The 24,607-nt window shown below is 72.2% G+C and carries 21 protein-coding genes and 1 other RNA gene; 19 read left to right on the forward strand and 3 right to left on the reverse strand.

Annotated features, from left to right (window positions below; translation table 11 throughout):
- The first annotated feature begins 13 nt into the window (after positions 1-13).
- Both VFV67_RS10810 and VFV67_RS10815 read left to right on the forward strand, forming a co-directional pair.
- Positions 14-1,081 (forward strand): potassium channel family protein, encoded by a 1,068-nt coding sequence (locus VFV67_RS10810; protein WP_414636224.1) that lies wholly within the window; start codon positions 14-16, stop codon positions 1,079-1,081.
- Positions 1,082-1,315: 234 nt separating this feature from the next.
- The gene (locus tag VFV67_RS10815; RefSeq protein ID WP_326469245.1) at positions 1,316-1,681 is read left to right on the forward strand and encodes a hypothetical protein; all 366 of its coding nucleotides are present in this window, start codon (positions 1,316-1,318) and stop codon (positions 1,679-1,681) included.
- 127 nt (positions 1,682-1,808) lie between these two features.
- On the opposite strand, the gene VFV67_RS10820 is transcribed toward VFV67_RS10815, so the two are convergent.
- Positions 1,809-2,858, reverse strand: coding sequence for a neutral zinc metallopeptidase (locus VFV67_RS10820; RefSeq protein ID WP_326469246.1), 1,050 nt, complete (start codon positions 2,856-2,858; stop codon positions 1,809-1,811).
- Between the two features lie 243 nt (positions 2,859-3,101).
- Between VFV67_RS10820 and VFV67_RS10825 the strand changes: the two genes are divergently transcribed.
- The 6 genes from VFV67_RS10825 to nudC all read left to right on the forward strand — a co-directional run bounded on the left by VFV67_RS10825 (position 3,102) and on the right by nudC (position 11,205).
- On the forward strand, positions 3,102-4,787 hold the full coding sequence (locus tag VFV67_RS10825) for a DUF2207 domain-containing protein (RefSeq protein WP_326469247.1): 1,686 nt from the start codon (positions 3,102-3,104) through the stop codon (positions 4,785-4,787).
- Between the two features lie 138 nt (positions 4,788-4,925).
- Complete coding sequence (locus tag VFV67_RS10830) at positions 4,926-6,053, forward strand: thioester domain-containing protein (protein ID WP_326469248.1); 1,128 nt, start codon at positions 4,926-4,928, stop codon at positions 6,051-6,053.
- A gap of 386 nt (positions 6,054-6,439) precedes the next feature.
- Positions 6,440-7,570 carry a hypothetical protein gene (locus tag VFV67_RS10835; protein WP_326469249.1) on the forward strand — a complete coding sequence of 377 codons (1,131 nt, stop codon included), beginning with the start codon at positions 6,440-6,442 and terminating at the stop codon, positions 7,568-7,570.
- 28 nt (positions 7,571-7,598) lie between these two features.
- Positions 7,599-8,882 (forward strand): pitrilysin family protein, encoded by a 1,284-nt coding sequence (locus tag VFV67_RS10840; RefSeq protein ID WP_326469251.1) that lies wholly within the window; start codon positions 7,599-7,601, stop codon positions 8,880-8,882.
- Positions 8,879-10,234 carry a pitrilysin family protein gene (locus tag VFV67_RS10845; protein ID WP_326469253.1) on the forward strand — a complete coding sequence of 452 codons (1,356 nt, stop codon included), beginning with the start codon at positions 8,879-8,881 and terminating at the stop codon, positions 10,232-10,234. The genes VFV67_RS10840 and VFV67_RS10845 overlap by 4 nt, the downstream gene beginning before the upstream one ends.
- Complete coding sequence (nudC, locus tag VFV67_RS10850) at positions 10,231-11,205, forward strand: NAD(+) diphosphatase (RefSeq protein ID WP_326469254.1); 975 nt, start codon at positions 10,231-10,233, stop codon at positions 11,203-11,205. Before VFV67_RS10845 ends, nudC begins: the two co-directional genes overlap by 4 nt.
- A 125-nt stretch (positions 11,206-11,330) precedes the next feature.
- Here nudC and VFV67_RS10855 read toward each other — a convergent pair whose 3' ends face one another.
- A complete protein-coding gene (locus VFV67_RS10855) occupies positions 11,331-11,825 on the reverse strand; it encodes a gluconokinase (RefSeq protein ID WP_326469255.1) in 495 nt (164 codons plus the stop codon).
- 52 nt (positions 11,826-11,877) lie between these two features.
- On the opposite strand from VFV67_RS10855, the gene VFV67_RS10860 reads away from it, so the two are divergent.
- Positions 11,878-12,819 (forward strand): cobalamin biosynthesis protein, encoded by a 942-nt coding sequence (locus VFV67_RS10860; RefSeq protein ID WP_326469257.1) that lies wholly within the window; start codon positions 11,878-11,880, stop codon positions 12,817-12,819.
- Here VFV67_RS10860 and VFV67_RS10865 read toward each other — a convergent pair.
- Positions 12,816-13,625 (reverse strand): SURF1 family protein, encoded by an 810-nt coding sequence (locus VFV67_RS10865; protein WP_326469259.1) that lies wholly within the window; start codon positions 13,623-13,625, stop codon positions 12,816-12,818. The genes VFV67_RS10860 and VFV67_RS10865 overlap by 4 nt on opposite strands.
- Positions 13,626-13,661: 36 nt before the next feature.
- On the opposite strand from VFV67_RS10865, the gene cobC reads away from it, so the two are divergent.
- The 10 genes from cobC to VFV67_RS10915 all read left to right on the forward strand — a co-directional run bounded on the left by cobC (position 13,662) and on the right by VFV67_RS10915 (position 24,606).
- Positions 13,662-14,720 carry an Rv2231c family pyridoxal phosphate-dependent protein CobC gene (gene cobC, locus VFV67_RS10870; RefSeq protein WP_326469261.1) on the forward strand — a complete coding sequence of 353 codons (1,059 nt, stop codon included), beginning with the start codon at positions 13,662-13,664 and terminating at the stop codon, positions 14,718-14,720.
- Positions 14,717-15,544 carry a Nif3-like dinuclear metal center hexameric protein gene (locus tag VFV67_RS10875; RefSeq protein ID WP_414636226.1) on the forward strand — a complete coding sequence of 276 codons (828 nt, stop codon included), beginning with the start codon at positions 14,717-14,719 and terminating at the stop codon, positions 15,542-15,544. Before cobC ends, VFV67_RS10875 begins: the two co-directional genes overlap by 4 nt.
- On the forward strand, positions 15,541-16,278 hold the full coding sequence (locus VFV67_RS10880) for a zinc ribbon domain-containing protein (RefSeq protein WP_326469263.1): 738 nt from the start codon (positions 15,541-15,543) through the stop codon (positions 16,276-16,278). Before VFV67_RS10875 ends, VFV67_RS10880 begins: the two co-directional genes overlap by 4 nt.
- Before the next feature lie 79 nt (positions 16,279-16,357).
- Entirely contained in the window at positions 16,358-17,467 is a 1,110-nt protein-coding gene (locus VFV67_RS10885; protein WP_326469265.1) for a bifunctional RNase H/acid phosphatase, read from the forward strand.
- Between the two features lie 4 nt (positions 17,468-17,471).
- Positions 17,472-17,865, forward strand: an RNA gene (gene rnpB / locus VFV67_RS10890) — RNase P RNA component class A.
- A 352-nt stretch (positions 17,866-18,217) separates the two neighbouring features.
- The gene (locus VFV67_RS10895; protein WP_326469267.1) at positions 18,218-18,490 is read left to right on the forward strand and encodes a hypothetical protein; all 273 of its coding nucleotides are present in this window, start codon (positions 18,218-18,220) and stop codon (positions 18,488-18,490) included.
- 16 nt (positions 18,491-18,506) lie between these two features.
- A complete protein-coding gene (locus VFV67_RS10900; protein ID WP_326469269.1) occupies positions 18,507-18,968 on the forward strand; it encodes a hypothetical protein in 462 nt (153 codons plus the stop codon).
- A gap of 40 nt (positions 18,969-19,008) precedes the next feature.
- Positions 19,009-21,975 carry an ATP-binding protein gene (locus VFV67_RS10905; RefSeq protein ID WP_414636227.1) on the forward strand — a complete coding sequence of 989 codons (2,967 nt, stop codon included), beginning with the start codon at positions 19,009-19,011 and terminating at the stop codon, positions 21,973-21,975.
- On the forward strand, positions 21,972-23,996 hold the full coding sequence (locus VFV67_RS10910; protein ID WP_326469273.1) for a magnesium transporter: 2,025 nt from the start codon (positions 21,972-21,974) through the stop codon (positions 23,994-23,996). The genes VFV67_RS10905 and VFV67_RS10910 overlap by 4 nt, the downstream gene beginning before the upstream one ends.
- A 1-nt stretch (position 23,997) precedes the next feature.
- Positions 23,998-24,606, forward strand: a complete 609-nt coding sequence (locus VFV67_RS10915; RefSeq protein WP_326469275.1) for a hypothetical protein — start codon at positions 23,998-24,000, stop codon at positions 24,604-24,606.
- The last annotated feature ends 1 nt before the right edge of the window (position 24,607 follow it).

Below are 24,607 nucleotides of genomic sequence, written 5' to 3' on the forward strand. Positions count from 1 at the left end.
TAACCTCCGCCTGGTGAAGAGGTTGCCGCGGCTGACCGACCGGCTCACCGACCGCCCGGACCACTCGCTGGTCGGCGTGATCAGGATGCCGGAGAACCTGGTCAACCCGTTCGCCTCGATCATGCGCCGGGTGATCTGGGCGCTGCTCGCGCTGTTCGCCGCGGTCATGATCGTCTACATCGACCGGGACGGCTACCGCGACGTCAACGAGGACGGCCTGTCGTTCCTGGACTGCATCTACTACGCGACGGTGTCGCTGTCCACCACCGGGTACGGCGACATCACGCCGGTCTCCCCGACCGCCCGGCTGGTGAACGTCCTGGTGATCACCCCGTTGCGGGTGCTGTTCCTGATCGTGCTGGTCGGTACCACCCTGGCGGTGCTCACCGAGCGGTCCCGGCAGGTATTCAAGATCCAACGGTGGAGGTCGAAGGTGCGGGACCATGTGGTGGTCGTCGGGTACGGCACCAAGGGGCGCTCCGCGGTCAGCGCGGTGCTGTCCGACGGCACCCCGGCGGAGCACATCGTGGTGGTCGACACCGACCAGTCGGTGCTCGACGCCGCGTCTTCACTGGGTCTGGTGACCGTGCACGGCTCGGCGACCCGCTCGGACGTGCTCCGGGTGGCCGGCGTCCCGCTGGCCCGGGCGGTGGTGGTGGCCACCAACCGGGACGACGCGGCGGTCCTGGTCACCCTGACCGCGCGGGAGCTCGCGCCGCGGGCGCAGATCGTGGCCGCGGTGCGCGAGGCGGAGAACGTGCACCTGGTCCGCCAGTCCGGCGCCAACCAGGTGGTGGTGTCCAGCGAGACCGCCGGCCGGCTGCTCGGCCTGGCCACCCAGACCCCCACCGTGGTGGAGATGGTCGAGGACCTGATCACGCCGGGGGAGGGGCTGGCGATCGCCGAGCGGGACGTGGAGACGCAGGAGATCGGCGGATCCCCGCGGCATCTGCCGGACATCGTGCTCGGCGTGGTCCGGGACGGGAAGCTCTACCGGATCGACCACCCCGCCGCCGACGCCTTGGAGAACGGCGACCGCCTGCTCTACGTCAAGAAGGTCACCCCCGCCGAAGAAGACTGACCGGCGCCGGGCCGCCTCGGGTGCGGGTGGGTTGCGGGTGCTGGGCCGGTCGGTTGCGGTTCGGGACAGGGTGTTGGGGTCGGCGCGGGGGTCTGCGACGATCCGAGGGTGCGGATACCCCGCGTGCCCTCCAGCTTCCGGCTGCCGCCCGGTAACGCGCGCTGGGGTGCCCTTTCGGCGGGAATTCTGTTACTCAGTGTGATACTGGCGGTGCTGGCCAGCACATTCGGGCTGATGGGAGCGGCTTCGGGGGAGAGCGCACACCGGCAGGTGGACGCCCGGGTGGTGCGCGGCGAGCCGTGTGCCGGGGCGGGCCGGATGGAGATCATCCGGTACACGATGGACGGCCGGGAACGGCTGGGCCGGCTCGACGGGTGCGGGCACGAGGCCGACGAGACGCTGCAGGTGACGGTGGGCACCGACGAGGAGGTCGCGACCGGGCATCTGGCCGAGGCGGCGGCGGGCCAGGGCCGGTACGGGCAGCGGCTGGGCGAGGTCATGCTGGTGCTGGCCGCGATTGCCGGGGCGGGGTACGGCCTGCTACTCCGCCGGACTAGTCCGCCTCCTAGTCCGCCTCCTAGTCCGCCTCTCCGGAATTAACTGCTGTTGTTGCGTTCCAGCCGGTGGTGCGGTTGGCGGATCGATTGTGGCTGGGTGTCGTCACGGTGCCCCTGAGGTTGGCGTTGGTTGGGCCAAGACTTGCGTCGGTGATCCACTGTGACTGGCTTTATGCCACTTGGGCTGAGGCGACCAACCAGGTGTTGCACTCGAAGGTGCGGTTCTTCTGGGCGCCCTGTTCCCACCAGGCAATCGCGTGCGCGTCGGTGCCGTGGTCGCGGGGCTCGCCCGGGGTGTGGTCGCCCCGGTCCTGCGTGGTGCGCGCCTCGGTGAGGATCGTGTTGTTCACCGAGCCACGCGGCCAGGCCGCGGCCAGGAACATCCCGGAGAAGCACTGGGCCTGCAACTCGGTGCGCCGGGACAGTTCGAGCCCGGCCTCGGTGTCCGGGCCGGCCTCGTACTGCGCCCGGTAGAACGCCTCGAGCACGCCGGACTGCGCCTGCACGTGGTGACCGAACTCGTGCGCGAACAGGGCGAGGTACACCCCCGGCCGGGCGCCGTACAGGTCGGTCTGCAGCGTCCCGAACGGCATGTAGATCGTCTTGTTGCTGGGGCAGTAGAACGCCGCGAAGCTGCGCCCGGAGTTTCCGGTGCACGGGCTGCTGGTCGCCGTGCCGGCCGGCACCTCGAGGTTGGGCCGGGAGTACGGCAGCCCGGCGCGCTGCAGGATCGGCGCCCAGGCCGCTTCCAGGCAGGGGATGGCGCTGGCGAAGAACTCGGCGGCCGCCTGCGGGTTGGTTGCCCACCGGGACAGCGTGCAGGTCACCGGCCCGGCGCCGAATTCCCCGGCGAACAGCGGGTTGTCGCCGAGCGCGAGCACCGGCCGCGGCCCGGCCGGGGTGGTCCGGGTCGTCGTCGTCCTGGCGGTGGTCGTCGCCCGGGTGGTGGTCGTGGTCCGCCGGGCCGCCGTGGCCCGCGTCGTGGTGGTGCGGGTGTCGTCCGCGGCGCCTGCGCGCGGCCGTTCGCTGGTGTACGGGTAGTCGTAGCCGGTGTCCGCGACCGGGGTCCGCTTGCCGCTCATGGCGACCAGGCCGATCAACCCGGCGCTCACCACGAACGCGGCGACCAGGAGCGCGGCCACCACGGCACCGGCGTTCGACCGGCGCGGCGCGTAGCCGCCCGGCCGGGGCGGCAGGGCCCACGGCGGCACGGTGGACACCGGCGGGCGCCATCCGGGCGGCGGTGGGTAGCCGGGTCGTGGCGGCAGCGGCCGGGCCAACGGCGGTGGCATCACCGGCCGCGGCGGGGGGTACGGTCCGCGCCCCGGTGGGTACGGCCCCCGCGGCGGGACCGGGCCCTGTGGCGGGTACGGCCCCCACGGCGGCGGCTGGTTCATCCTCGTCCCCCCAAGTCTTTCGGAACCGCCGGTGAGCATAAGGGCGCTCGGCTATCGTCCGCAGGCGTGTCCGCAAACTGGGGGATTCCCGCCGCCGCGCTGGTCGCCGTCGCGGCATTCGGTGCGGCGCAGCCGTCGATTCCGCCACCGCCGGAGGGCGGACCGTCCATCGACCTGCCGGTGCGGCCGAAACCGTCCGGCGGAACCGGCTTGCTGGAACCGACCCGGCCCCCCACACCGTCCACACCGGACAGTGGGCGGTCGCGCCCGCTGCTGCCGCAGAGCCTCAACATCGCGCTGAAGATCGAGCGGGACGGCGCGCTGACGGTGACCGAGCAGGTGTTCGTGCAGGCCCGGTCCACCATGACCCGTCGGGCGCCGCTGCGGATCCGGGCCGGGGCGGACCGCGAGCGGGTGTTCGCCGTGCGCGACGTCCGGCTCGACGGCAACGGCAGCACCGAGGTCACCGCCGACGAGTTGGTGCTGCGGCTCGGCGAGGGCGCCAGCACGGTGACCTACACGGTGGACGGTGCGGTGACCGATCTCGGCGACCGGCTGGAGGCGCGCTGGCAGGTCGCCAGCGGTTGGGACGTCCCGATCCGGACGCTGCGGGCGTCGTTCATCGCACCGGACCCGCCGCAGGGGTTCGTCTGCCTTGCCGGCGCGACCGGGTCGGACACGCCGTGCGAGTCCGCGGGCACCGACCATCGTCAGGTGTTGCGGGTGGTGCAGCAGAACCTGGCGCCGGGCAACCGGATCGACCTCGCGGTGGATCTGCCGGCGCAGACCGTGCCGGCGGGCGCGCGGTTCGACGCCGGCTCGATCGCGCCGAGCGCGTTCGCCATGACCACCCCGGGTGGGATCGGCCTCGGCGCGCTGTTCCTGTTGGTGCTGGCCGGTTTCCTGGTGCTGTGGCGGTTCCGCGGCCGGGATGCCAGGGCGCTGGCCACCGAGGTGGGACCGGTGGACCTGGTGTTGCGGGACGGCGAGCGGGTCGCGTTCGCCTCGCCGGACGGCCTGCTCCCGGGCCAGATCGGCACCGTGGTCGACGAACGGGTCGATCCGGCCGACCTGGCCGCGACGGTCGTCGACCTGGCGGTGCGCAACTACCTGTGGATCGCCGAGGCCGGCGCCGGGGACTGGCGGCTCGTCCGGCGCAACCCGCCGGACGAGGCGCTCACCGGCTACGAGCGGGCAGTGCTCGACGCGCTGCTGCCGGCCGGCGCCGAGCAGGTGACCGTCGCCGCGCTGTCCACGGTGGACCTGTCGGCGGCCAGGTCGGCGCTCTACGCCGACGTGGTGGCCCGCGGCTGGCTGCGGCGCCGGCCGGATCGCGAGCAGCTCGACCGGCTGGCGCTGGCCGGGGCGGCGACGGTGCTGGCCGGGATCGCCCTGACCCTGGTGCTGGCCCTGACCGTGGGGCACGCCCTTGTCGGGCTCGCGGTCCTGATCGGCGGCGTCGCGGTGTTGCTCGGCACGCGCTGGCTGCCCGGCCGGACCCGCCGGGGCAGCGTGCTGGTGCAGCAGATCCGCGGCGTGCGTGGCTACCTGGCCACGGCCGCCCCCGACTCGGTTCCGGAGCCGGACCGGGCGTCGGTGGGGTCCCGTTCGCTGCCCTACGCCGTGGTGCTCGGCGATGCCGGGCGCTGGCTGTCGATGGCCGGACCGGGCCTGTACTGGTACGAGGGCCAACCCGGCAACGTGCCCAAGCTGCTCGGCGCGCTGACCGACGCGCTGAACCGAGGCCGCTGAGATCACCCAGGGTGACGTCCGATAACCTTTGGTGAGGACATAAGTTACTCGTCAGTAGGTTTCCGGCCGATTTAATCCGTTCGGCCATGTTCCACGTATCTGCTGTTGCGACGGTTCTATCAAAGCTGAGGAGCAACGTTGGCCAGACGGTTCAGGCTGGGTGCCGCGGTTGCCGGCATCGCGGTCGTCGGGATGCTTGCGGCCGCGCCGGCCAGTGCGGAAGGGGTCAGTGGGACGGCGCCGGGCACCGGCACCGAGGGTTTCCGGGTCAACGTCGGCGGGGTGGGGGACAACCCCGAGACGATGCTGATCGACCTCAAGCTGGCCAACGGGGCGAACCTCAAGGTCTACTGCGTGCAGATCCGCACCGATCTCGACAACAGCCGGGAAGCCATGGTCGAGGTGCCGTGGGAGCAGTTCCCGGACACCGGCTCGCCGTTCGCGCGAAACAGCGACCGGCTCAACGGGGTGCTGCACAACGGTTTCCCGGTCAAGTCGCTGGCTGAGCTGACCAAGGCGCTTACCGCCGCGGGTGTGCGGCTCTCCGACGGGCTCTCCGCGGAGGAGGCGATCACCGCCACCCAGGCCGCGGTCTGGCACTTCAGCGACGGCACCGACCTCAACGAGGCCGATCCGCTCGTCGACCTGGACAACCGGGCCATCGAGCAGGATGTCCTCGCCCTGTACCGGTTCCTACTTGACGACAAGAACACCGGCGGCGCGGTGGCGCCGAAGGCGACCCTGGAGTTCAGCCCGGCGCAGAGCGCCGGCGACCCGGGCACCAAGATCGGGCCGTTCACCGTGGCGACCAACGGGAAGATCACCGAGCTGGCCGCGGACGTCCCGGACGGCGTGCGGATCATCGACAAGGCCGGCAACCCGGTCGACGCCAAGGCGATCAAGAACGGCAGTGAGATCTTCTTCGAGGTGCCGGCCGACGCCGCACCCGGAGCGGGCTCCGTCGAGCTCACCGCCGAGGCCCAGGTGGCCACCGGGCGGCTGTTCATCGGCAAGGGCGGGCGAGCCGCGCAGGCGCTGATCGTCGCGGCGTCGGACGACTCGGTGGTGACCGCGACGGCGACCGCGACCTTCGGCCAGGACGACGTGGCGGCGGGACAGGTCGACGAGAACCCGGAACCGCAGGCCGCGGCCAACCAGGACGATCTGGCCACGACCGGTGCGTCCACGCTGATCCCGATCTCGCTCGGGGTGGGCCTGCTCGCCGGTGGCACCCTGCTGCTCCTGCTGCGCCGCAGGCGGATCTGAGGCTCGGGGCGTCCGCCCGGCCCCGGGACCGGGCGGACGCCACCGTCAGTCGAGTCAGCACCCGGACCCCGATGCTGTGGTCGTGCGCAACGCCGTCCGGCTCGCACGTTGGGTCCGGTCGGCCCGGTTCCGGACAGCTCTCCAGCGCGGCGGCGATCTCCGGCTCGGGCAGCGGATCGGCCGCGGCGGTCAGCCCCCGGCCGGTGCTCGTCGATGATCTTCCGGACGATCTTCCGCAGATCCGATTCGTATCGTCCTCGGTGGCTCGCTTGTTACCCGGTTGAGCAGGAAAAACCTACTTCCGTGGGTCGTCGCGGAGATCTTTGCCACGCGCGGTAGCGTGCACTCCTTCATACGAACGAGTGACACCCTATTGGGGAGCGCGCATGGTCGACCGGCGGCTGCTGAGAACTCTCGTGCCCACGCTCCTGACCGCGCTGTGCCTCGCCGGTGGCGCTCTTGCCGGCCACGCCCAGGACGAGGATCCGCCGCAGGTCGAGCCGCCGGTGCTGGCCGAGGCCGCGGCCGACTGCCACGACGGCACGGCCAGGGTGAAGGTCTGGGTGGACGACGCCCCCGAGCCGTGGAACGTGTCGCTCGCCGCCCTGTCCGGGGACTTCGTCCGGGAGCTGACCAGCGTCCTGGACGAGGACAAGGGCATGTACGTCGCGGTGTTCGACGACGTCCCGGTCGGCGAGTACGCGGTCGCCATCGTCGGCGCCGACCGCCCGTCCGACGGCCTGCGGGTCGTGGTCAGGGCCTGCACGGACCCCGGGCCCGGGCAGGGCGCGCTGGACGTGGCGGTCGAGTGCCGGGGCGGCTGGGGCATCGCCACGTTCCAGGTCACCAACCCGGAGACCGGCACCAGGTCCAGTTTCACCCTCGCCATCCGGGCGCCGGAGGACTACCGGATCCCGACGCTGGATCCGGGACTGTTCGTCCGGATCACCCAGAACCTGTTCGACGACGGCAGCTATGTCGCCCGGTTGGAGGACGAGAACGGCCGGGAGGTGGCCAGGAAGGACTTCACCGTCGCCTGCGCCGAGGGCAACGCGCCCGCCCTCGAAGTCACCTCAACGTGTGAAGGCGCCACCGCCCGGGTGATTGTCGGCGTGTCCAACCCGAACCGGATCCAGATCGCGTACACCGTCCGGCTCAAGGACCAGACCCAGACCGTCACGGTCGGCGGCGGGCAGCGCGGCACGGTGACCTTCCCGAAGATCGCCGACGGCCGGTACCTGATCAAGGTCACCGGCGGGGACACCCGGGCGGACGCCCCGCTCACCGTCGACTGCGTGCGGGAGACGACCACGACGCCGCCGACCACCACGACGGTTCCGGTCAGCACCACGCCGCCCGGCACCACCACCGCGCCGCCGCCCCAGGGCAGTTCCGGCGGCGGGTTGGCCAGCACCGGCGCGGCGGTCGGCGGACTGGTCGGGCTCGGCGCACTCGTCCTCGGGCTCGGCGGCGCCCTGCTGGTGATCGCGCGCCGGCGGCGAGCGCACCAGGACTGAGCACAGCGTGAACACGTAGGCTGCGACAGTGACCCAGACCCATTTCGAACGGTTCCGGCTGCCCAACGGCCTTCGGGTCGTACTCGCCCCGGACGACACGTCACCGGTCGTCAGCGTGAGCGTCCACTACGACGTGGGTTTCCGGTCGGAACCGGAAGGCCGGACCGGCTTCGCGCACCTCTTCGAGCATCTGATGTTCCAGGGCAGCGAGAGCCTGGAGAAGCTCGCGCACTTCCGGCATGTGCAGTCCTCCGGCGGCACCTTCAACGGATCCACCCACCCGGACTTCACCGACTACTTCATGGTGCTGCCCTCCGCCGGGCTGGAGCGCGCGCTGTTCCTCGAGGCCGACCGGATGCGCGCGCCCAAGCTCACCGAGGAGAACCTGCGCAACCAGATCGACGTGGTCAAGGAGGAGATCCGGCTCAACGTGCTGAACCGGCCGTACGGCGGGTTCCCGTGGATCCTGCTGCCGCCGGTGCTGTACCAGACGTTTCCCAACGCGCACAACGGTTACGGTGACTTCACCGATCTCGAGCAGGCCAGCCTGGCCGACTGCGCGGCGTTCTTCGACACGTTCTACGCGCCGGCCAACGCCGTGCTCACGGTGTGCGGGGACTTCGCCATCGAGCGGGCCAAGGAGTTGGTGGACAAGCATTTCGGTGACGTCACCGCCCGTCCGGCACCGGACCGCCCGTCGTTCGCCGAGCCGCCGCCGGCCGGCGAACTGCGCTCGACGCACGCCGACCCGCACGCCCCGCTGCCCGCGCTCGCGGTCGGCTACCGGCTGCCCGACCCGATCCACGACGTGGACGGCTACATCGCCGCCCTTGTGCTTGCCGGTGTGCTGGCCGACGGCGACGGCGCCCGGCTCAAGCAGCGCCTGGTGCATCGCGAGCCACTGGTCACCGACGTGAACGCCGGCTGCGGCCTGTTCGGTCCGTTCGAGGCCCGCGACCCGGACACGTTCACCATCACCGCGATGCACACTCCGGCGGTGAGCGAGGACCGGTTGCTCGGCGCGATCGACGAGGAACTGGAACGGCTGGCCGTCGACGGGCCGAGCGACGAGGAGTTGGCCAAGGTGACCGCCCGGTGGGTGGCCAGCCTGCACCGGGAGCACGACCGGGTGGTGTCCCGAACCCTTGCGCTCGGCTCGTTCGAACTGCTCTACGGCGATCCCGCGATCGTGTACCAGATTCCCGAGCGGATCTCGGCGGTGAGCCGGGAGTCCGTTGCGGCAGCGGCGAAGGCGCTGCGCCCGGATTCCCGCGCGGTGCTCGCCGTGCGCCCCGCTGGAGGTGACGCATGACCCGGACCGCCGAGGAGATCGGCCGCACCGCGCTCGGCCCACGCCCGCTGCCGCCGCTCGGCGACCAGCGGGTCGCCGCCGACATCGCCAGCGTGGACACCGTGCTGTCCAACGGGTTGCGGGTGATCGTCGTGCACCAGCCGACCGTGCCGATGGTCGAGTTGCGGCTGCGCATTCCGTTCGCCGGAACGGATCCGCTGCACTCGGCCCGGGCCGAGGTGCTGGCCGCCACGCTGCTCACCGGCACGGCGCGCCGGGACCGGGTCGGGATCGACACGGACCTGGCCCTGGTCGGCGCCGACCTGACCGCCGCGGTGGACCCGGAGCGGCTCGGGATCAGCGGCAACGCCCTGGCCACCGGCTTCGACACGCTGCTCGACGTGCTCACCGACGCGCTGACCGCGGCGACCTACGCCGACGACGAGGTGCTGCGCGAGCGGGCGCGGCTGGTCGAGCGGATCACCGTCGCACGGTCCCAACCCGGCACGATCGCGCGGGAGGCGCTGCAGAAGCAGCGTTACGGCGATCATCCGTTCACCCGGGAGATGCCCGATGCGGCGGACGTGGAAACGGTCAGCCCGGAAGAGGTCCGCGAGCTGCACCGGGCGGCTGTGCTGCCGCGCGGATCCGTGCTCGTCGTGGTCGGCGACGTCGGCCTCGATGCGGCCGTGCGGCAGATCGAGGCGGCAACGGCCGGCTGGTCGGCCGCGGCGAGCGCGGTGGAGCTGCCCGACCTTCCGGACGTGACCGGCGGCGAACTGCTGCTGGTGCACCGGCCCGGCGCGGTGCAGTCCCAACTGCGGATGTCCGCGCAGGCGGTGTCCCGCACCGATCCGCGGTATGCCGCGCTGCAGTTGGCCAACCTGGCGTTCGGCGGGTTCTTCTCCTCCCGGCTGGTGGAGAACATCCGCGAGGACAAGGGATACACCTACCATGCCCGGTCCGCGCTCGAGTTCACCCCGAGCGGGGCCACGCTGCTGATCGACACCGACACGGCCAGTGAGGTCACCGCCGCGGCGCTGCTGGAGATCCGGTACGAGTTGGGGCGGCTGGGCCTGGTTCCGCCCAGTTCGTCCGAAGTGGACACCGTGCGGGAGTACGCGATCGGCTCGCTGCTGATCTCGACCTCGTCGCAGAGCGGGCTGGCCAGCCAGCTCGGCGCGCTGGCCGCGCTCGGACTCGGGGTGGACTGGCTGGTCGACCATCCGAGGCGGCTGGCCGAGGTGACCGCGGCCGAGGTGGCCGACGCGGCGCTGGAGTTCTTCGCCCCCTCGCACTACACCGGTGTGATCGTCGGCGACGCGGGCAAGCTGGAGGCGCTGCGGGCCCTCGGGGGCGTTTTGATGCCATGACCCCGTTTTCGCTCGACGCGGTGCCGATGCTCGCGCGGTCCACTGTGGACAGAAACGACGAGTCCCGGGTGGATCCGGCCCGGCTGGCCGGGTTGTGGCGGAGCGGCCGGGTGATCGTGGTGGATCGCAAGGGCCGCTCGCCGGTGCGGCCGGACGGCAGCGGCCTGCGCGATCGGCCCGCGACGAGCGTGGCCGACGTCCCGCCGGCCGAGGCTGTGCTGCTCGGCGAGGACGACGGCGTCGGGTACTGGGCGGTTCCGGTCGAGGCCGAGCTGACCGAGGGCACCCGCCCGCCGCCCAACTCCTGGGGTGTGTGGCCCGGCGCGACGTCCAGCGACGGCGAGCAGTGGCACGACCTGCGCGCGATCGGTTCGCTGCTGGACGACCGGTCGGCCGGGCTGCTCACCACCGCGGTGGCGCTGTTCAACTGGCACGCCCGGGCCCGGTTCTGCGCGAAGTGCGGCGCCGAGGCCGGGATCGCCAACGCCGGCTGGGCATCGCGCTGCGCGGGCTGCGGGCGGGAGGAGTACCCGCGCACCGACCCGGCGGTGATCTGTCTGGTGCACGATGTGGCCGGCGAGCATGTTCTGCTTGCCCGGCAACCGATCTGGCCGCCCGACCGGTACTCGGTGCTCGCCGGTTTCGTGGAGGCGGGCGAGTCGCTCGAGGCGTGCGTGCGGCGCGAGGTCTGCGAGGAGGTCGGGGTGGACGTGCGGGACGTGCGCTACCTCGGCAGCCAGCCGTGGCCGTTCCCGCGCTCGATCATGATCGGCTTCGCCGCGGTCGCCGACCGCTCGGTTCCGCTCACCATCGCCGACGGCGAGATCGAGGAGGCCCGCTGGGTCCCGCGCGTCGACGTGCGCGCCGCCCTGGCCGCCGGCGGCGCGATCGACGGCCTGATCCTCCCCGGCCCCACCTCGATCGCCCGCCACATGCTAGCCGCCTGGGCGGTTCCGCATCTCCGGGATTAACTGCTGTTGTTGCGTTGCAGGGAACGTGCGGTTCACGGGTTGATGGTGGCTGGGTTTCGTTATGGTGCCCCCCTGAATTTGCGTTGGGGGACCATGGCATTCGGCGATGGTTCGAGGGGAGCGGGCTAAGCCAAGTCGGCGGCGATGGTGGTGGCGATCTGTTCGGGTGTCTGGGTGACGTCGATGACCGTGCCGGGCTCGTCTGGGGCGAGCGGTTCGAGGGCGGCGAACTGGGAGTCGAGTAGGGACGGCGGCATGAAGTGGCCTTTTCGGGCGCCGATCCGGGCCGCGATCAACTCCTGGCTGCCGGCCAGGTGTAGGAAATGGACGCCGGGCGCGGCCGCCTTGAGCCGGTCGCGGTAGCGTCGCTTGAGCGCGGAGCAGGTGATCACGCCGCCGCGCCGGCCGGCCTGCTCGGTGATCCACGCGGCGATGGCGGTCAGCCACGGCCCGCGGTCGGCGTCGTCCAGCGCTATCCCGGCCGACATCTTGGCGATGTTGGCCGGCGGGTGGAACTCGTCGGCCTCGGCGAACGGCACGCCGAGGCGGTCGGCGAGTGCCTGCCCGACCGTGGTCTTGCCGGAGCCGGAGACGCCCATCACGACGACGATCGGGTGCATGGTTCGATTCTCTTCCATAAGGGGCACACGGCGGTCGAGGGTGAGGACTGTGGTGAGCGCTGCGCGCGCGATCGGTCTGCTGTTGGGTGTCGCCGCGGACGGCGCGTTCGGTGATCCGAAACGCTGGCATCCGGTGGCCGGGTTCGGCAAGGCGTCGCAACGGTTGGAGCGGGCGCTCTACCGCGATCACCGGGTGGCCGGCATGGCCTACACCGGGTTGCTCGCCGGGAGCACCGTGCTGCTCGGCGTTGCGGTGGAGCGGGCCGGCCGGGGCCGGCCGGTGCTCCAGGCACTGGGCACCGCGGTGGCCACCTGGGCCGTGCTCGGCGGGCGATCGCTGGCCGCGGAGGGCACGGCGATCGGACGCGAGCTGGACGCCGGGGAGCTGGCCGCGGCCCGGGACCGGCTACCGCACCTGTGCGGCCGGGATCCCGCGACGCTGGACGCCGGCGGGCTGGCCAGGGCGGCGGTGGAGTCGGTGGCCGAGAACACCTCGGACGCCGTGGTCGCGCCGCTGGTCTGGGGCGCGGTCGCCGGGGTGCCCGGCCTGCTCGGCTACCGCGCGGTGAACACGCTGGACGCGATGGTCGGCTACCGCTCGCCGCGCTACCGCCGGTTCGGCTGGGCCGCCGCGCGCCTGGACGACGTGATCAACCTGGCCCCGGCCCGGCTGGCCGCCGCGCTCACCGTGGCCGGCGCGCCGGTGGTCGGCGGCTCCGCGCGCGGAGCCTGGTCGGCCTGGCGCCGCGACGCCCCCGCGCACCCCAGCCCCAACGCCGGCCAGATCGAGGCGGCCTTCGCCGGGGCGCTCGAGGTCCGGCTCGGCGGGCGCACCGTGTACGAGCACGGCGTCGAGGACCGCCCGGTGCTCGGCGACGGCCGGATGCCCGACGCCGGCCACGTCACCAGGGCGGTCGAGCTGTCCCGCGTGGTCGGCATCTTCACCGCCGCCGTCGCCGTCCTGATCGCCCTGTTCCGCCGCGCGAAGCACTAGGCCGGCCCGGCGGCGGCGCGCTCGGCGGCCTCGTCCTCGGCGATGCGCTGGGCGACGGTGCGGCGCTGCGGGCGTTCGGTGGCCAGCACGCCGCCCGGTTTGATCTCGCGCCAGGTGAAGTACAGCCAGGCCAGCATGGCCATGGTGCCGAAGGCGATCCACTGCAGGGCGTAGGACAGGAACGGGCCAGCGGTCAGCTCGGGCAGCGGGAGCGCGCCGAGCACGCCGGGGCTGCCGGCTTCCAGCTGCACGTAGCCGGGGCGGATCGGCAGACCGGTCGCCGCCGCCACGGTGCGTGAGTCCACGGCGTAGACCTGGCGACGCCCGCCGTTGGTGGCGTCGGCGAAGGCGGGCCGGTGCTCCGGGTCGGTCTCGTCCGCGCGCGCCCGGGCCAGCAGCTCGACCCGGCCGGACGGCGCCGCCGGGTAGCCGGCGACCTGGGACCGCCCGTCCGGGCGCACGAAGCCCCGGTCCACCAGCACCACCGAGCCGTCGGTCAGCCGGAACGGGGTGAGCACCTCGAACGCCGGCTCGCCGAGCACGGTGCGCAGCCGGGCGAGCGTCTCGCCCTCGGGGAGGTAGGTCCCGGTCAGCGTGACCTGGCGCCATTGCCCGTCCGGGCCGAGCGCGCCCACCGGTACCGGAGCTGCGGTGAACGACGCGCGCACCGCGGCGTTGGTGGCGCTGCGCTCGTCGTGCCGGCGGAACTGCCACGGCGCGAGCAGCGTGTAGCAGGCGGTGGCGAAGGTCAGCACGACCAGCGTTACCACCAGCCATCCCGGGTGGAGTAGGAACCTCAACCGCACGGCTCAACCGTAGGCGCCGTCACTAGACTCGCCGCGATGACCCATGACCTGACCGATCCGCTTCGCCATCACGGCGATGTGGACGCCGAGCCCGGGTTGCTCGACTTCGCGGTCAACGTCCGCGACGAGGCGCCGCCACGCTGGCTGCTCGACCGGCTGGCCGCAGCGCTGGACCGGATCGGCAGGTACCCCGGCGCCGCGGACGACGCCAGGGCCAGGGCCGCGGTGGCCGGCCGGCACGGCCGGGCGCCGAGCGAGGTGCTGGTGCTGGCCGGCGCCGCCGAGGGCTTCGCGCTGCTGCCGAGCCTGCGTCCGACGCTGGCCGCGATCGTGCACCCGTCGTTCACCGAGCCGGAGGTCGCGCTGCGCGCTGCCGGCGTGCCGGTGCACCGGGTCGTCCTGACCGGCGAGGACGGTTACCGGCTGCGGCCCGAGCTGATCCCGGCGGCGGCGGACCTGGTCGTCGTCGGCAACCCGACCAACCCGACCTCGGTGCTGCACCCGGCGGCGGTGCTGCGGTCGATCGCCCGGCCGGGCCGGGTGCTGCTGGTGGACGAGGCGTTCATGGACGCCGTCCCCGGCGAGACCGGCTCGCTGGCCGGGGCCGCAGGCGTGCCGGGGCTGATCGTGCTGCGCAGCCTGACCAAGACCTGGGCGCTGCCCGGCCTGCGCGCCGGCTACGCGCTCGGCGACCCCGCGCTGCTGGCCCGGCTGGCCGCGCACCGTCCACAGTGGCCGGTCGGCACCCTGGTGCTGGAGGCGGTGACCGCGTGCAGCGAGCCGCCGGCCGTCGCCGAGGCGGGCCGTGCCGCGACCGAGCTGGCCGGGCACCGCGAGCGACTGGCCGCCGAGCTGACCGTCCTGCCGGGGGTGTCCGTGCACGGCCCGGCCGCCGCGCCGTTCCTGCTGCTGCGCGTTCCGGACGGTGCGCGGGTCCGGGCCGCCCTGCGCCGCCGGGGCATCGCGGTCCGCCGGGCGGACACGTTCCCCGGTCTGACCGCCGACCACATCCGGGTGGCCGTGCGTTCCCCCGGCCGGGCGGCGCCGCTGGTGGCCGCGCTGCGGGCGGCCAGCGCGGTCGAGGTGCTGCTGTGAGGATCGCCGATGCCGTCCAGGCCCTTGAGGCCGCGTACCCGCCACGGCTGGCCGAATCCTGGGACGCGGTCGGCCTGGTCTGCGGCGACCCGGACGAGCCGGTGTCCCGCATCCTGGTCTGCGTCGACCCGGTCGAGTCCACAGTGGACGAAGCGCTCGAGCTGGAGTGCGAGCTGATCGTGGCGCACCACCCGCTGCTGCTGCGCGGGGTGCACGGGGTGCCGGCGGACACCCCGAAGGGCGGCCTGGTGCACCGGATGGTGCGCGGCGGCGTCGCGCTGTTCTGCGCGCACACCAACGCCGACGCCGCCGACCCCGGGGTCTCGGACGCGCTGGCCGGCGCGCTCGGCCTGACCGTGACCGGGCCGCTGAACCCGAACGAGGACGGGCGCACCGGGATCGGGCGGATCGGCACGCTGCCCGCCCCGGAACCGTTGCGGGCGTTCGTCCGGCGGGTCGCCGACGCGCTGCCGGCGACCGCCCAGGGCGTGCGGGCGACCGGCGACCCGGACCGGCCGGTCGCGACGGTCGCGGTGTCCGGCGGGGCCGGCGACTCCTACCTCGACGCGGCGCTGGCGGCCGGCGTCGACGCCTACGTCACCGCCGATCTGCGGCACCATCCGGCCGGCGAGCACCTGGCGAAGGCCGGCGCACCGGCGCTGGTCGACGTGGCGCACTGGGCCAGCGAATGGCCGTGGTGCGAACAGGCGGCCGGCGTCCTGCGCGCCGCGATCGACGGTAACGTCGACATCCACGTTTCCCTTCGTCGCACCGATCCCTGGACGGTGCGCGTGGGACAAGAGCGAGGGAGGGACCCAGCGTGAAAGCCGATCCCGCCGTGCAGCGCCGGCTGCTCGAACTGGCCGAGGTCGACGCCGAGCTGGGCCGGGTCGAGCACCGCCGCCGGACCTTGCCGGAGCTGGCCGAGATCGCCGCCGCCGAACTGGCGGTGCGCACCAGGCGGGATGCCCAGGTGTCCATCCAGACCACGCTGACCGATCTGGACCGCGAGGTGAAGCGGCAGGAGAAGGAGATCGACGCGGTGCGGGCCCGCGAGGACCGGGACCGCGGCCTGCTCACCGGCGGCACCGTGTCCCCCAAGCAGCTCACCGATCTCGAGCACGAGCTGGCCACGCTGGAGCGCCGGCAGACCAGCCTTGAGGACGACCTGCTCGAGCTGATGGAGCGGCGCGAGGCGATCGAGCTGGACACCCAGCACGCCGGGGTCGAACTGGCCAAGGCGGAGGAGGCACTGGCCGACGCGGCCCGCCGCCGGGACGCCGCGCTCGCCGACCTGGACACCATCCAGGCGCGCCGGGACGCCGAGCGGGCCACCCTGCTGCCCAAGCTGCCCGAGCCCGTGCTGGCGCTCTACGACCGGGTCCGCAAGGTCAAGGGGATCGGCGCGGCGCTGTTGCGCGCCCGCCGGTGCGGGGCGTGCCGGCTGGAGCTGGACCGCAGCGCCCTGTCCCGGATCGCCGCCGCCCCCGCGGACGAGGTGGTCACCTGCGAGGAGTGCGGCGCCATCCTGGTGCGTACCGCGGAGTCCGGCCTGTGAGCGAACCATCGAACACTGCCCCGCCGCCGAGCCTGCGAGGCGGCGGGGTCGGCCAGCACCGAGCTTGCGAGGTGTGGCAATGAGCCGAAAAGTGGTCATCGAGGCCGACGGCGGGTCCCGGGGAAACCCGGGGCCGGCCGGATACGGCGCGGTGGTGCGCGACGCCGGGACCGGGGAGGTGCTCGCCGAGCGGGCCGAGGGGATCGGCGTGGCCACCAACAACGTCGCCGAGTACCGGGGACTGGTCGCCGGCCTGCGGGCGGCGGCCGATCTTGGCGCGGACATCGTCGACGTCCGGATGGACTCCAAGCTCGTGGTCGAGCAGATGTCCGGCCGGTGGAAGATCAAGCACGCCGCGCTGCAGCCGCTGGCCCTGGAGGCGCAGAAGATCGCCAGGGGGTTCGGCCGGATCCGCTACGAGTGGATCCCGCGCGAGCAGAACAAGCACGCCGACCGGCTGGCCAACCAGGCCATGGACGCCCAGGCCGGGATCGTGCCGGGAAAAGCCGGCCGGGCTGAGCCGCAGCCCGTCCGCTGGACCGGTGCCAAGGGCACCCCGACCCGGTTCCTGCTGCTCCGGCACGGTCAGACCGCGCTTTCGGTGCAGCGCCGCTATTCCGGCCGCGGCGAGGTGCCGCTGACCGACGCCGGCGAGCGGCAGGCCAAGGCCGCCGCCCTCCGGCTGTCCACAATAGACGGAATCGGTCCGGCAACGCCGATCATGTCCTCGGCGCTGGGCCGCGCGGTGCAGACCGCGCAGGCGGTCGCCGAGGCGGTCGGCGGACACGTGGTCACCCACACCGGTTTACTTGAGACCGATTTCGGCCGCTGGGAAGGGCTCAGCTTCGCCGAGGCTGCCGAGCGCGACCCGGAGCTGCACCGCCGGTGGGTGGCCGACAGTTCGGTGCCGGCACCGGACGGGGAGAGCTTCGATGCGGTGCACCACCGGGTCCGCCGGGTCCGCGACGAGCTGATCGCGGCGCACGGGGGAACGACGATCGTGATTGTCTCGCACGTCACACCGATCAAATCGATCTTGCGCATGGGCCTGGATGCCGGACCATCGTTGCTGTTCCGGCTACATCTGGACCTCGCCTCGCTGTCGGTCGTGGAGTTCTACCCGGACGGCAACGCCTCCGTCCGGCTGGTCAACGACACATCCCACCTGAATCGGCAGGTACCCTTCTGAAGGGCGAGTCGGCAGGGCGGCCGCGGCGGTCGGGGAAACCCGCCGACGAGGAAAGTCCGGACTCCGCAGGGCAGGGTGGTTGTTAACGGCAACCCGGCGTGAGCCGCGGGACAGTGCCACAGAGAACAGACCGCCCGGTGGCAACACCGGGTAAGGGTGAAACGGTGGGGTAAGAGCCCACCAGCATCCCGGGTGACCGGGGTGGCTCGGTAAACCCCACCCGGAGCAAGGCCAAGAGGGAGCGCAAGCTCCTGCGCAGGCGATCGAGGGTGGCCCGCCCGATGCCTGCGGGTAGGCCGCACGAGCCTGCCGGTGACGGCAGGCCTAGATGGATGGCCGCCACCGCTACGCCGAATAGCGTAGTGGAACAGGATCCGGCTTACATGCCGGCTCGCCCCACGTCTCCGGTACCACTGCATCGCACCGTCCTGCGAACGGAGTAAAGAATCTGCGGGACGGAACGCTTTGATACGAGTTATTGGCCACCTAGGGTGAGTGCTGTGCCGCATACGGGTGAAATGGTCACAAGCTGGCCAAACGATCCCGAACGTGACGTACAACGAGAACGCACACCATCCACCCGGATGTGTCGTGTAGGGAGCCCGACCAGGTGGGAGGGAGCGGTTAGGGTGCAATACGGAGCGCGCTATCGCCGCTACCCCTCGTCACATGGTCTACTCGTCAAGGACTGCAGAACCGGCGGCGTAGGAGCATCATGACAAATCCGCTCCACGCACTTGGGAGTCAGACATGATCGCCATGGCCACCCTCGACACCCTCGCACAACAGGGTGAGCTGGGCACCGGAGGTGTCCGGGACTGGATTCTGAACAACATCATTCCGCTGCTGCTGCTCGTGGTCGCGCTTCTGCTCCTGTGGCTGGGCGGCGGAAAAGGCGACAACGCAGGCGTCATGCGGCGGCTCGGTGGCGTGATCGTCGCCCTGGCCATCATCGGCCTGGCCGTGACGACCGACGCCGGCAAGGACATCGGAACGTGGATAGCCGGCCTGTTCACGGGCTAACGTCGAGGGGGACCCCGTGCGTATTCGCACCGACGACGAGGTCTACCGCGTCGACGCAGTGTGGCTCGGCCCGCCGAGGGCAACGTTTCCGTGGCGCGCCCGGTATGTGGCGTGGGGCGTCGGCACCGTTGTCTTCCTGGTCGTACTGACGATCTTCCGGCAGGTCGGGGTCAGCCTGTTCTGGTCGATCGCCTGGGGTCTCGTGGTCACCATCGGGCTCACCATGGTCATCTGTGGGCGGATCAGCCACGAGCGGCCGCTCACCGCGGTGCTGACCATGTGGCTCCGGGAGCTCAACGCACCTCGGGAGGTCGTCTCCGGACGCGGAGGTGCGGTCAGCGCATCCGCGATCCGGGTGCGGACCGAACGGCCACGTCGCAAACCTCGCCGGCGTGGCCGTTCCACACGCGCGGTCGCCGCCCTTCCGCCAGGAACCGGCCTGGCCCGTCCCTCGGAGGTGGGCGGTGTTTGGCCGTAAGAAGCAGCCCAAGTTGCTGACTCACTATCCGGCCGCGAATATGCCGCAGCAGGCGAACTACGGCCGGCACGCCGCCCCCGACCTGTCCGATTCCTACCCGGCGCCCTACTCGACGAAACAACCAGAGCCCAACTCCGTGAACGGTTCCCGCAACGGCAAGAGCAACCGGCGGCTGCCCGGCGAGCAGTCCATTCCCGACTACACCCCGGCGATCGCCGCGCGCAGTATCGACGGCCATCTGCTGCGTACCGGGCACGACGTGTACGCCTGGTACCGGTTGGCGCCGCAGCGCTGGTCGTTTCGCTCGGACTCACAGCGCCAGGATCTGATCGCGGCGATCGCCGGTCAGTACGCCGAGCTGGCCGGGCGCTGGATGCACCTGCGGGTGACCACCCGGCCGTACCCGATCCGGATGTGGGCCGAGGCGCACGTACACAACGCGGTGAACCGGATGCCGGACACGCCGGGCGCGTTGTCCTTCGACGACTACCTGGTCGGCGAGCAGCAGCAGCTGATGGGCCGGTCGATGGCCGAGAAGGAGGTCTACCTCGGCGTCCAGGTGCAGACCCGCAACATGGTCGACCGGGCGGTGGAGCGGGCCGCGCCGTTGCTGCGCAAGGTGTTCCCGGCCGCGGTGGACGCCGAGCTGGCGGCGCTGGACAGCGAGGTGGAGCACCTCGACCAGGTGCTCGGCGGCGCCGGGCTGGAGGGTCGCCCGGCGCGTGCGGAGGAGATGTCCTGGCTGATGCACCGGTCCTGCTCGCTGGGCCTGCCGGCGCCGCGCAACCTGCCGGCGGTGCCGGGCGCGGCGTGGGAGCCGGAGGACCTGGCCAGCTTCACCGACGCGGCCGACTATCACCAGGAGCCCTACGCCCCGACGCTGACCGTGCGCGGCCGCACCGGATCCAACGCCGGGGTGGAGCGGCACGTCACGGTGCTCACCGTCGGGCTGATGCACGGCCTGCAGATTCCCGAGGTGGACGACCCGTGGGTGCAGCGTGCGGACCGGCTGCCGGCCTCGGTCGAGTGGTCGGCGCGGATCTACGTGCGCAAGCCGGAGGATGTCTCCGGTGAATTGCAGCGGCAGATGAACAAGGTCCGCTCGCAGGTCAAGCACTACACCGACGAGCACGAGCTGGAGCCGCCGCAGTCGCTGGCCCGGCAGGCGTCCCGGGTGCTGGAGATCGACGACGAGATGACCTCGGGGTTCACCTCGCTGGCCACCCGGGTGCGCTCGTGGTGGCGGCTGGCGGTGTCCGGGCCGACCGAGCGGGACGTGCTGCGGCTGGCCCAGCAGCTGTTGGACCTGTACAAGCCGAAGGTCGCGATCGAGCACCCGGAGGCGCAGTACGCGCTGGCCCGGGAGTTCATCCCGGGTGAGTCGCTGGCCGCCGCCGCGTACCTGCGCCGGGGTTCGGTGATCTGGGCGGCCTCGGCGGTGCCGACGGCGACCGCCGAGGTGGGTGACCGGCGCGGGATCCTGCTCGGCGAGACGTGCACCGCGACCCGTCGGCCGGTGGCCTGGGATCCGTGGATGGCGCAGGAGATCCGGGACGGATCCGGGTTGACCGCGATGGTGGCCGGGCTGGGCGGCGGCAAGTCGTTCCTGGGTGGCGGCGTGGTCTACAAGACGTTGCGGGCCGGGGCGTACTGGACGGTGCTGGACCCGTCCGGCCCGCTTGCCCGGCTGTGCGACCTGCCCGAGCTGCGGCCCTATGCCCGGCCGATCAACCTGCTCAACGCCCAGCCCGGGATCCTCAACCCGTACCGGGTGGTGGCCGAGCCGGAGTACGAGCACTTCCTGGACGAGGAGCACCCGGAACGGGCCTGGCGCCGGGAGAAGGCGCTGACCGCGGCCACCCGCAGGCGGCTGGTGCTCGACGTGCTCACCGGCGTGCTGCCCTACGACGTGGCCCGGATGCCGCAGACCCGGATCGTGCTGCTGCGCGCGGTCCGCACGGTCGGCGGCCGGCCGGACGCCGACCCCAGCCTGGTGTTCGAGGCGCTGCGCCGGGACGCGAGCGAGCACCGCGAGCACGCCGTCGTGGTCGCCGACTTCCTCGACGAGATGCGCGAACGGATGTCGCTGCTCATCCCCGAGCACGACGCCGACCCGTACAGCGAGGCCCGCGACGACCGGCTCACCGTGCTCACCATGGCCGGGCTGACCCTGCCCAAGGACGGCGTGGGCCGCGAGCACTGGACCGACGCCGAGGCGCTCGGGGTCGAGATGCTCAACCTGGCCGCCTGGCTCACCCAGCGCTCGATCTACGAGCGGCCCAAGGACACCCGCAAGGGCGTCTGGATCGACGAGGCGTTCTTCCTGTCCGAGGTGCCCACCGGCCGGGTGCTGATGAACCGGTTCGCCCGCGACTCCCGGAAATGGAACGTCCGGGTGCTGCTGTCCAGCCAGATCCCGGCGGACTTCCTGAAGATCCAGGGCTTCGTCGCGCTGCTGGACTCGGTGTTCGTCGGCCGGCTCGACGACGACCAGGCCCAGGCCGACGCGCTGCGGCTGCTCAAGGTCCCGGTCGGAGCCGGCTACGAACAGGTGGTGGCCAGCCTCGGCCGGCGCCCCGGCGCCGACCGCGGGGTGGAGCGGGACATGTCGCCGCGCCAGTTCATCTTCGGCGACGGCGCCGGCGGTGTTGAGCGGATCCGGATCGACCTGTCCGGCCCGCACCTGGACCACCTGCGCACCGTGCTGGACACCACCCCGGACGCCAAGCGGGACACCGCCGTGGTGCCCTCCGCCGAGGCGCGCCCGGCGCAGCCGCAACCGCGGCGCGAGCCCGAGCCGCCGCCGGCCGTGCCGCCCGCCGAACCGACCGACCTCGAGTTCGAGATGGCCGCCGACTTCGAGCTCGGGCTGACCGACGACGAGATCGAGGCGGTCGTGGTCGAGCCGTCCGGCCAGGAGACCAACGGACATCAGGCATCGAACGGCAGCCGGGAGGACACCGCGCTGAGCGGAAGCCGAGCGGGACCCAACCAGGAGACGGCATGACACTGACCGTGCTGGCGCTTGTCGCCGCGCTGCTGATCGCGGTGCGGCGGCACAGGCGTGCCCCGCGCACGCCGGCGTCGCGCGGCCGTAGCCGGGCGCTGCTGCTGGTGATCGCGGTGCTCGGGTTCAACCTGGCGATCGGCGGGCCGGCCATGGCGCAGGACAGCTGCGCCGAGGCCCCCAACCCGGAACGGCCCGGCTCGGGCATGGTCGGCGCGCTCGACCCGCCGCAGGGCCAGGGCGAGGCGAACAGCCCGTACCTCAACTACGGCTACGCCGGCATGATCTGGCACGTCTACGAGGACAACTGCGGGCCGCTGTCCACGACGGTGACCGATCCCAGCACCACGATCGACACCTGGGCCGGCAACGAGCTGTTCAACGTCGGCAAGAACATCGTCGGCGCCACCAACTCGCTGCACTACACGCTGCTCAACGGCGGCGTGCTCGGCGGCCTGAACGAGCAGATCGGCAAGGCGGCCAGCGCCGTCTTCGACAACATCTTCACCCAGCTGTTCAGCCTGTTCATGCTGGTGCTCGCGGTGCTGCTGTTCCGCCAGATCTGGCGCGGCGACCTGGCCACGGTGAGCCGGCGGACGCTGTTCGCGCTCGGCGGCATGTGGCTCGCGGCCTCGACCCTGGTCCTGGTGAACAACTACGGCCGGATCGACGACCTGATCGTCAACACCACCACCGGGATCCAGGCCGGGTTCGTCGACCCGGACGAGGACCGGATCACCCGCGACGTGCTGCCCACCGACCTGCACACCAAGGTGGTCTACGAGAACTGGCTGCGCGGCGAGTTCGGTAACCCGGACGACCCCAAGGCGGCCGACTTCGGGCCCCGGCTGCTCAATGCCCAGGCCTGGACCTGGGAGGACGTCCGGCAGGGCAAGGACGCCGACAACGCCGCGGAGAACGCGAAGAAAGAGGACTACAAGAAGGTCGCCACCGAGCTCGGCCCGGCGACCGGCTACTTCAAGGGCACCGACGGCAGCCGGGTCGGCTCCGGGTTCCTGGCCATGCTGCAGTCCATCGTCTACTCGCTGTTCCAGCTGTTCGCCAAGCTGTCGGTGCTGCTGGCCCAGCTGTTGCTGCGCATCCTCACGCTGACCGCGCCGATCATCGGCCTGGTCGCGCTGCTGCACCACGACATCCTGCGCCGGGTCGGCAAGGCGGTCGGCGCGGTCATCCTCAACGTGCTGGTCCTGGCCATGCTGGCCGGTGTGCACTTCCGGTTCCTCCAGCTGATCTTCTCCGAGCAGGCCAAGCTCTCGCTGCTCACCCAGATGCTGCTTGCGGCCATCGTGACCGTCATCTTCCTGGCGGTGGGCCGGCCGATGCGGCGGATGTGGCAGATGGTCGAGCTGTCCGTCGGCGCGGCCGGTGCGGCGATGCCGGGAGCGCGCGGCGGGCTGTTCTCCAAGTTCCGCGGCCGCAAGTCCACCGAGCCCACCCCGCAGGACGTGTTCTGGCAGAACCTGCGGGGCAGCGACGTCGGCGACGACCCGGTCCCGGCCAGCTCCGGCGTGCCGGGCACCCGCCGGCCGCGACCGGAGGCCAGCAACCCGGTCACCGCCACCGCGCAGCGGCTGGACACCAGGACCGCGATCACCGAGGGGACGACAAGGGCGCTGCCCGCGGCCGGACCGCAGTACCACCTGGAGCCGGCCGGGTCGCCCGGGTCCCCGCCGCGGGACCGGCAAGCGGTCGTGGCGCGCGCCAGCGTGCCGAGCCGGGTGGTGGACACCGCGCCGGTGACCGATCGCGGCTGGGACCGGGCCGAGGACGCCGTGGTGGTGCCGTCCCGGGTCAGCCGGCGTGGCGAGGCGGAGTTCTACGACGTGACCTCCGGTGCGACCGCACCGCGCCCGGCCGACATCGAAGAGGTCGCCGGCCGGCCGGTGCACGTGGTCTACCGGCCCTCCCGCGGCATCGAAATGGCCGCCCCCACCCCGCGCCCACCCCGGCGCCTGCCGATGTACGACGCTCCGCGGTACACCGACACGGTGGTGAGATGACATGCCGATCAGGACCAACCGCGGGCGCGCCGCGGTCTACCGGAGACTGTGGGGCTGGCCGATGCGCTCGCCCCGGCATCTGATCGCCACGGTCCTCATCGTCTTCGCGGCCATGCTCACCATCGGGTTGCTGATGCCCCGGCTGCTCGGCTCGGCCGACCAGCCCGCCGCCGGCACCGCAGGCGCCGGTTCCACCGCGGCGGCCCCGGCCACCACCGGTCCGGCCGCGCCGCCGACCACCACGGTGCCGCAGACGTCGTTACCGACCCGGATCAGCACCCCCACCCAGGCGCCCACCCCGGCCCCGCCCGCTCCCAAGGCGCTCGAAGTCGCCACCCAGTGGGCCACGGCGTGGGTGAACCACGAGGGCGTGAGCACCGAGCAGTGGCTCGAGGGCCTGCGCGCGTACACCACCGAGGAGCAGTTGGCCGTGATGTCCAGCGTGGACCCGCGCAACATCGCGGCCACCGCGGTCACCGGCAAGGCCGTGGCCACCGACTCCTACACCTCGTCCGTTGACGTGAACGTGCCGACGAACGGCGGCACGGTGTCGATCCTGGTCATCGCCACGCCGCAGGGCTGGCGGGTCGCACACTACGAGCAGGCATGAC

The organism is Actinophytocola sp., from assembly GCF_035762905.1.
In the GTDB taxonomy this organism is placed as follows: Bacteria; Actinomycetota; Actinomycetes; order Mycobacteriales; family Pseudonocardiaceae; genus DASYTH01.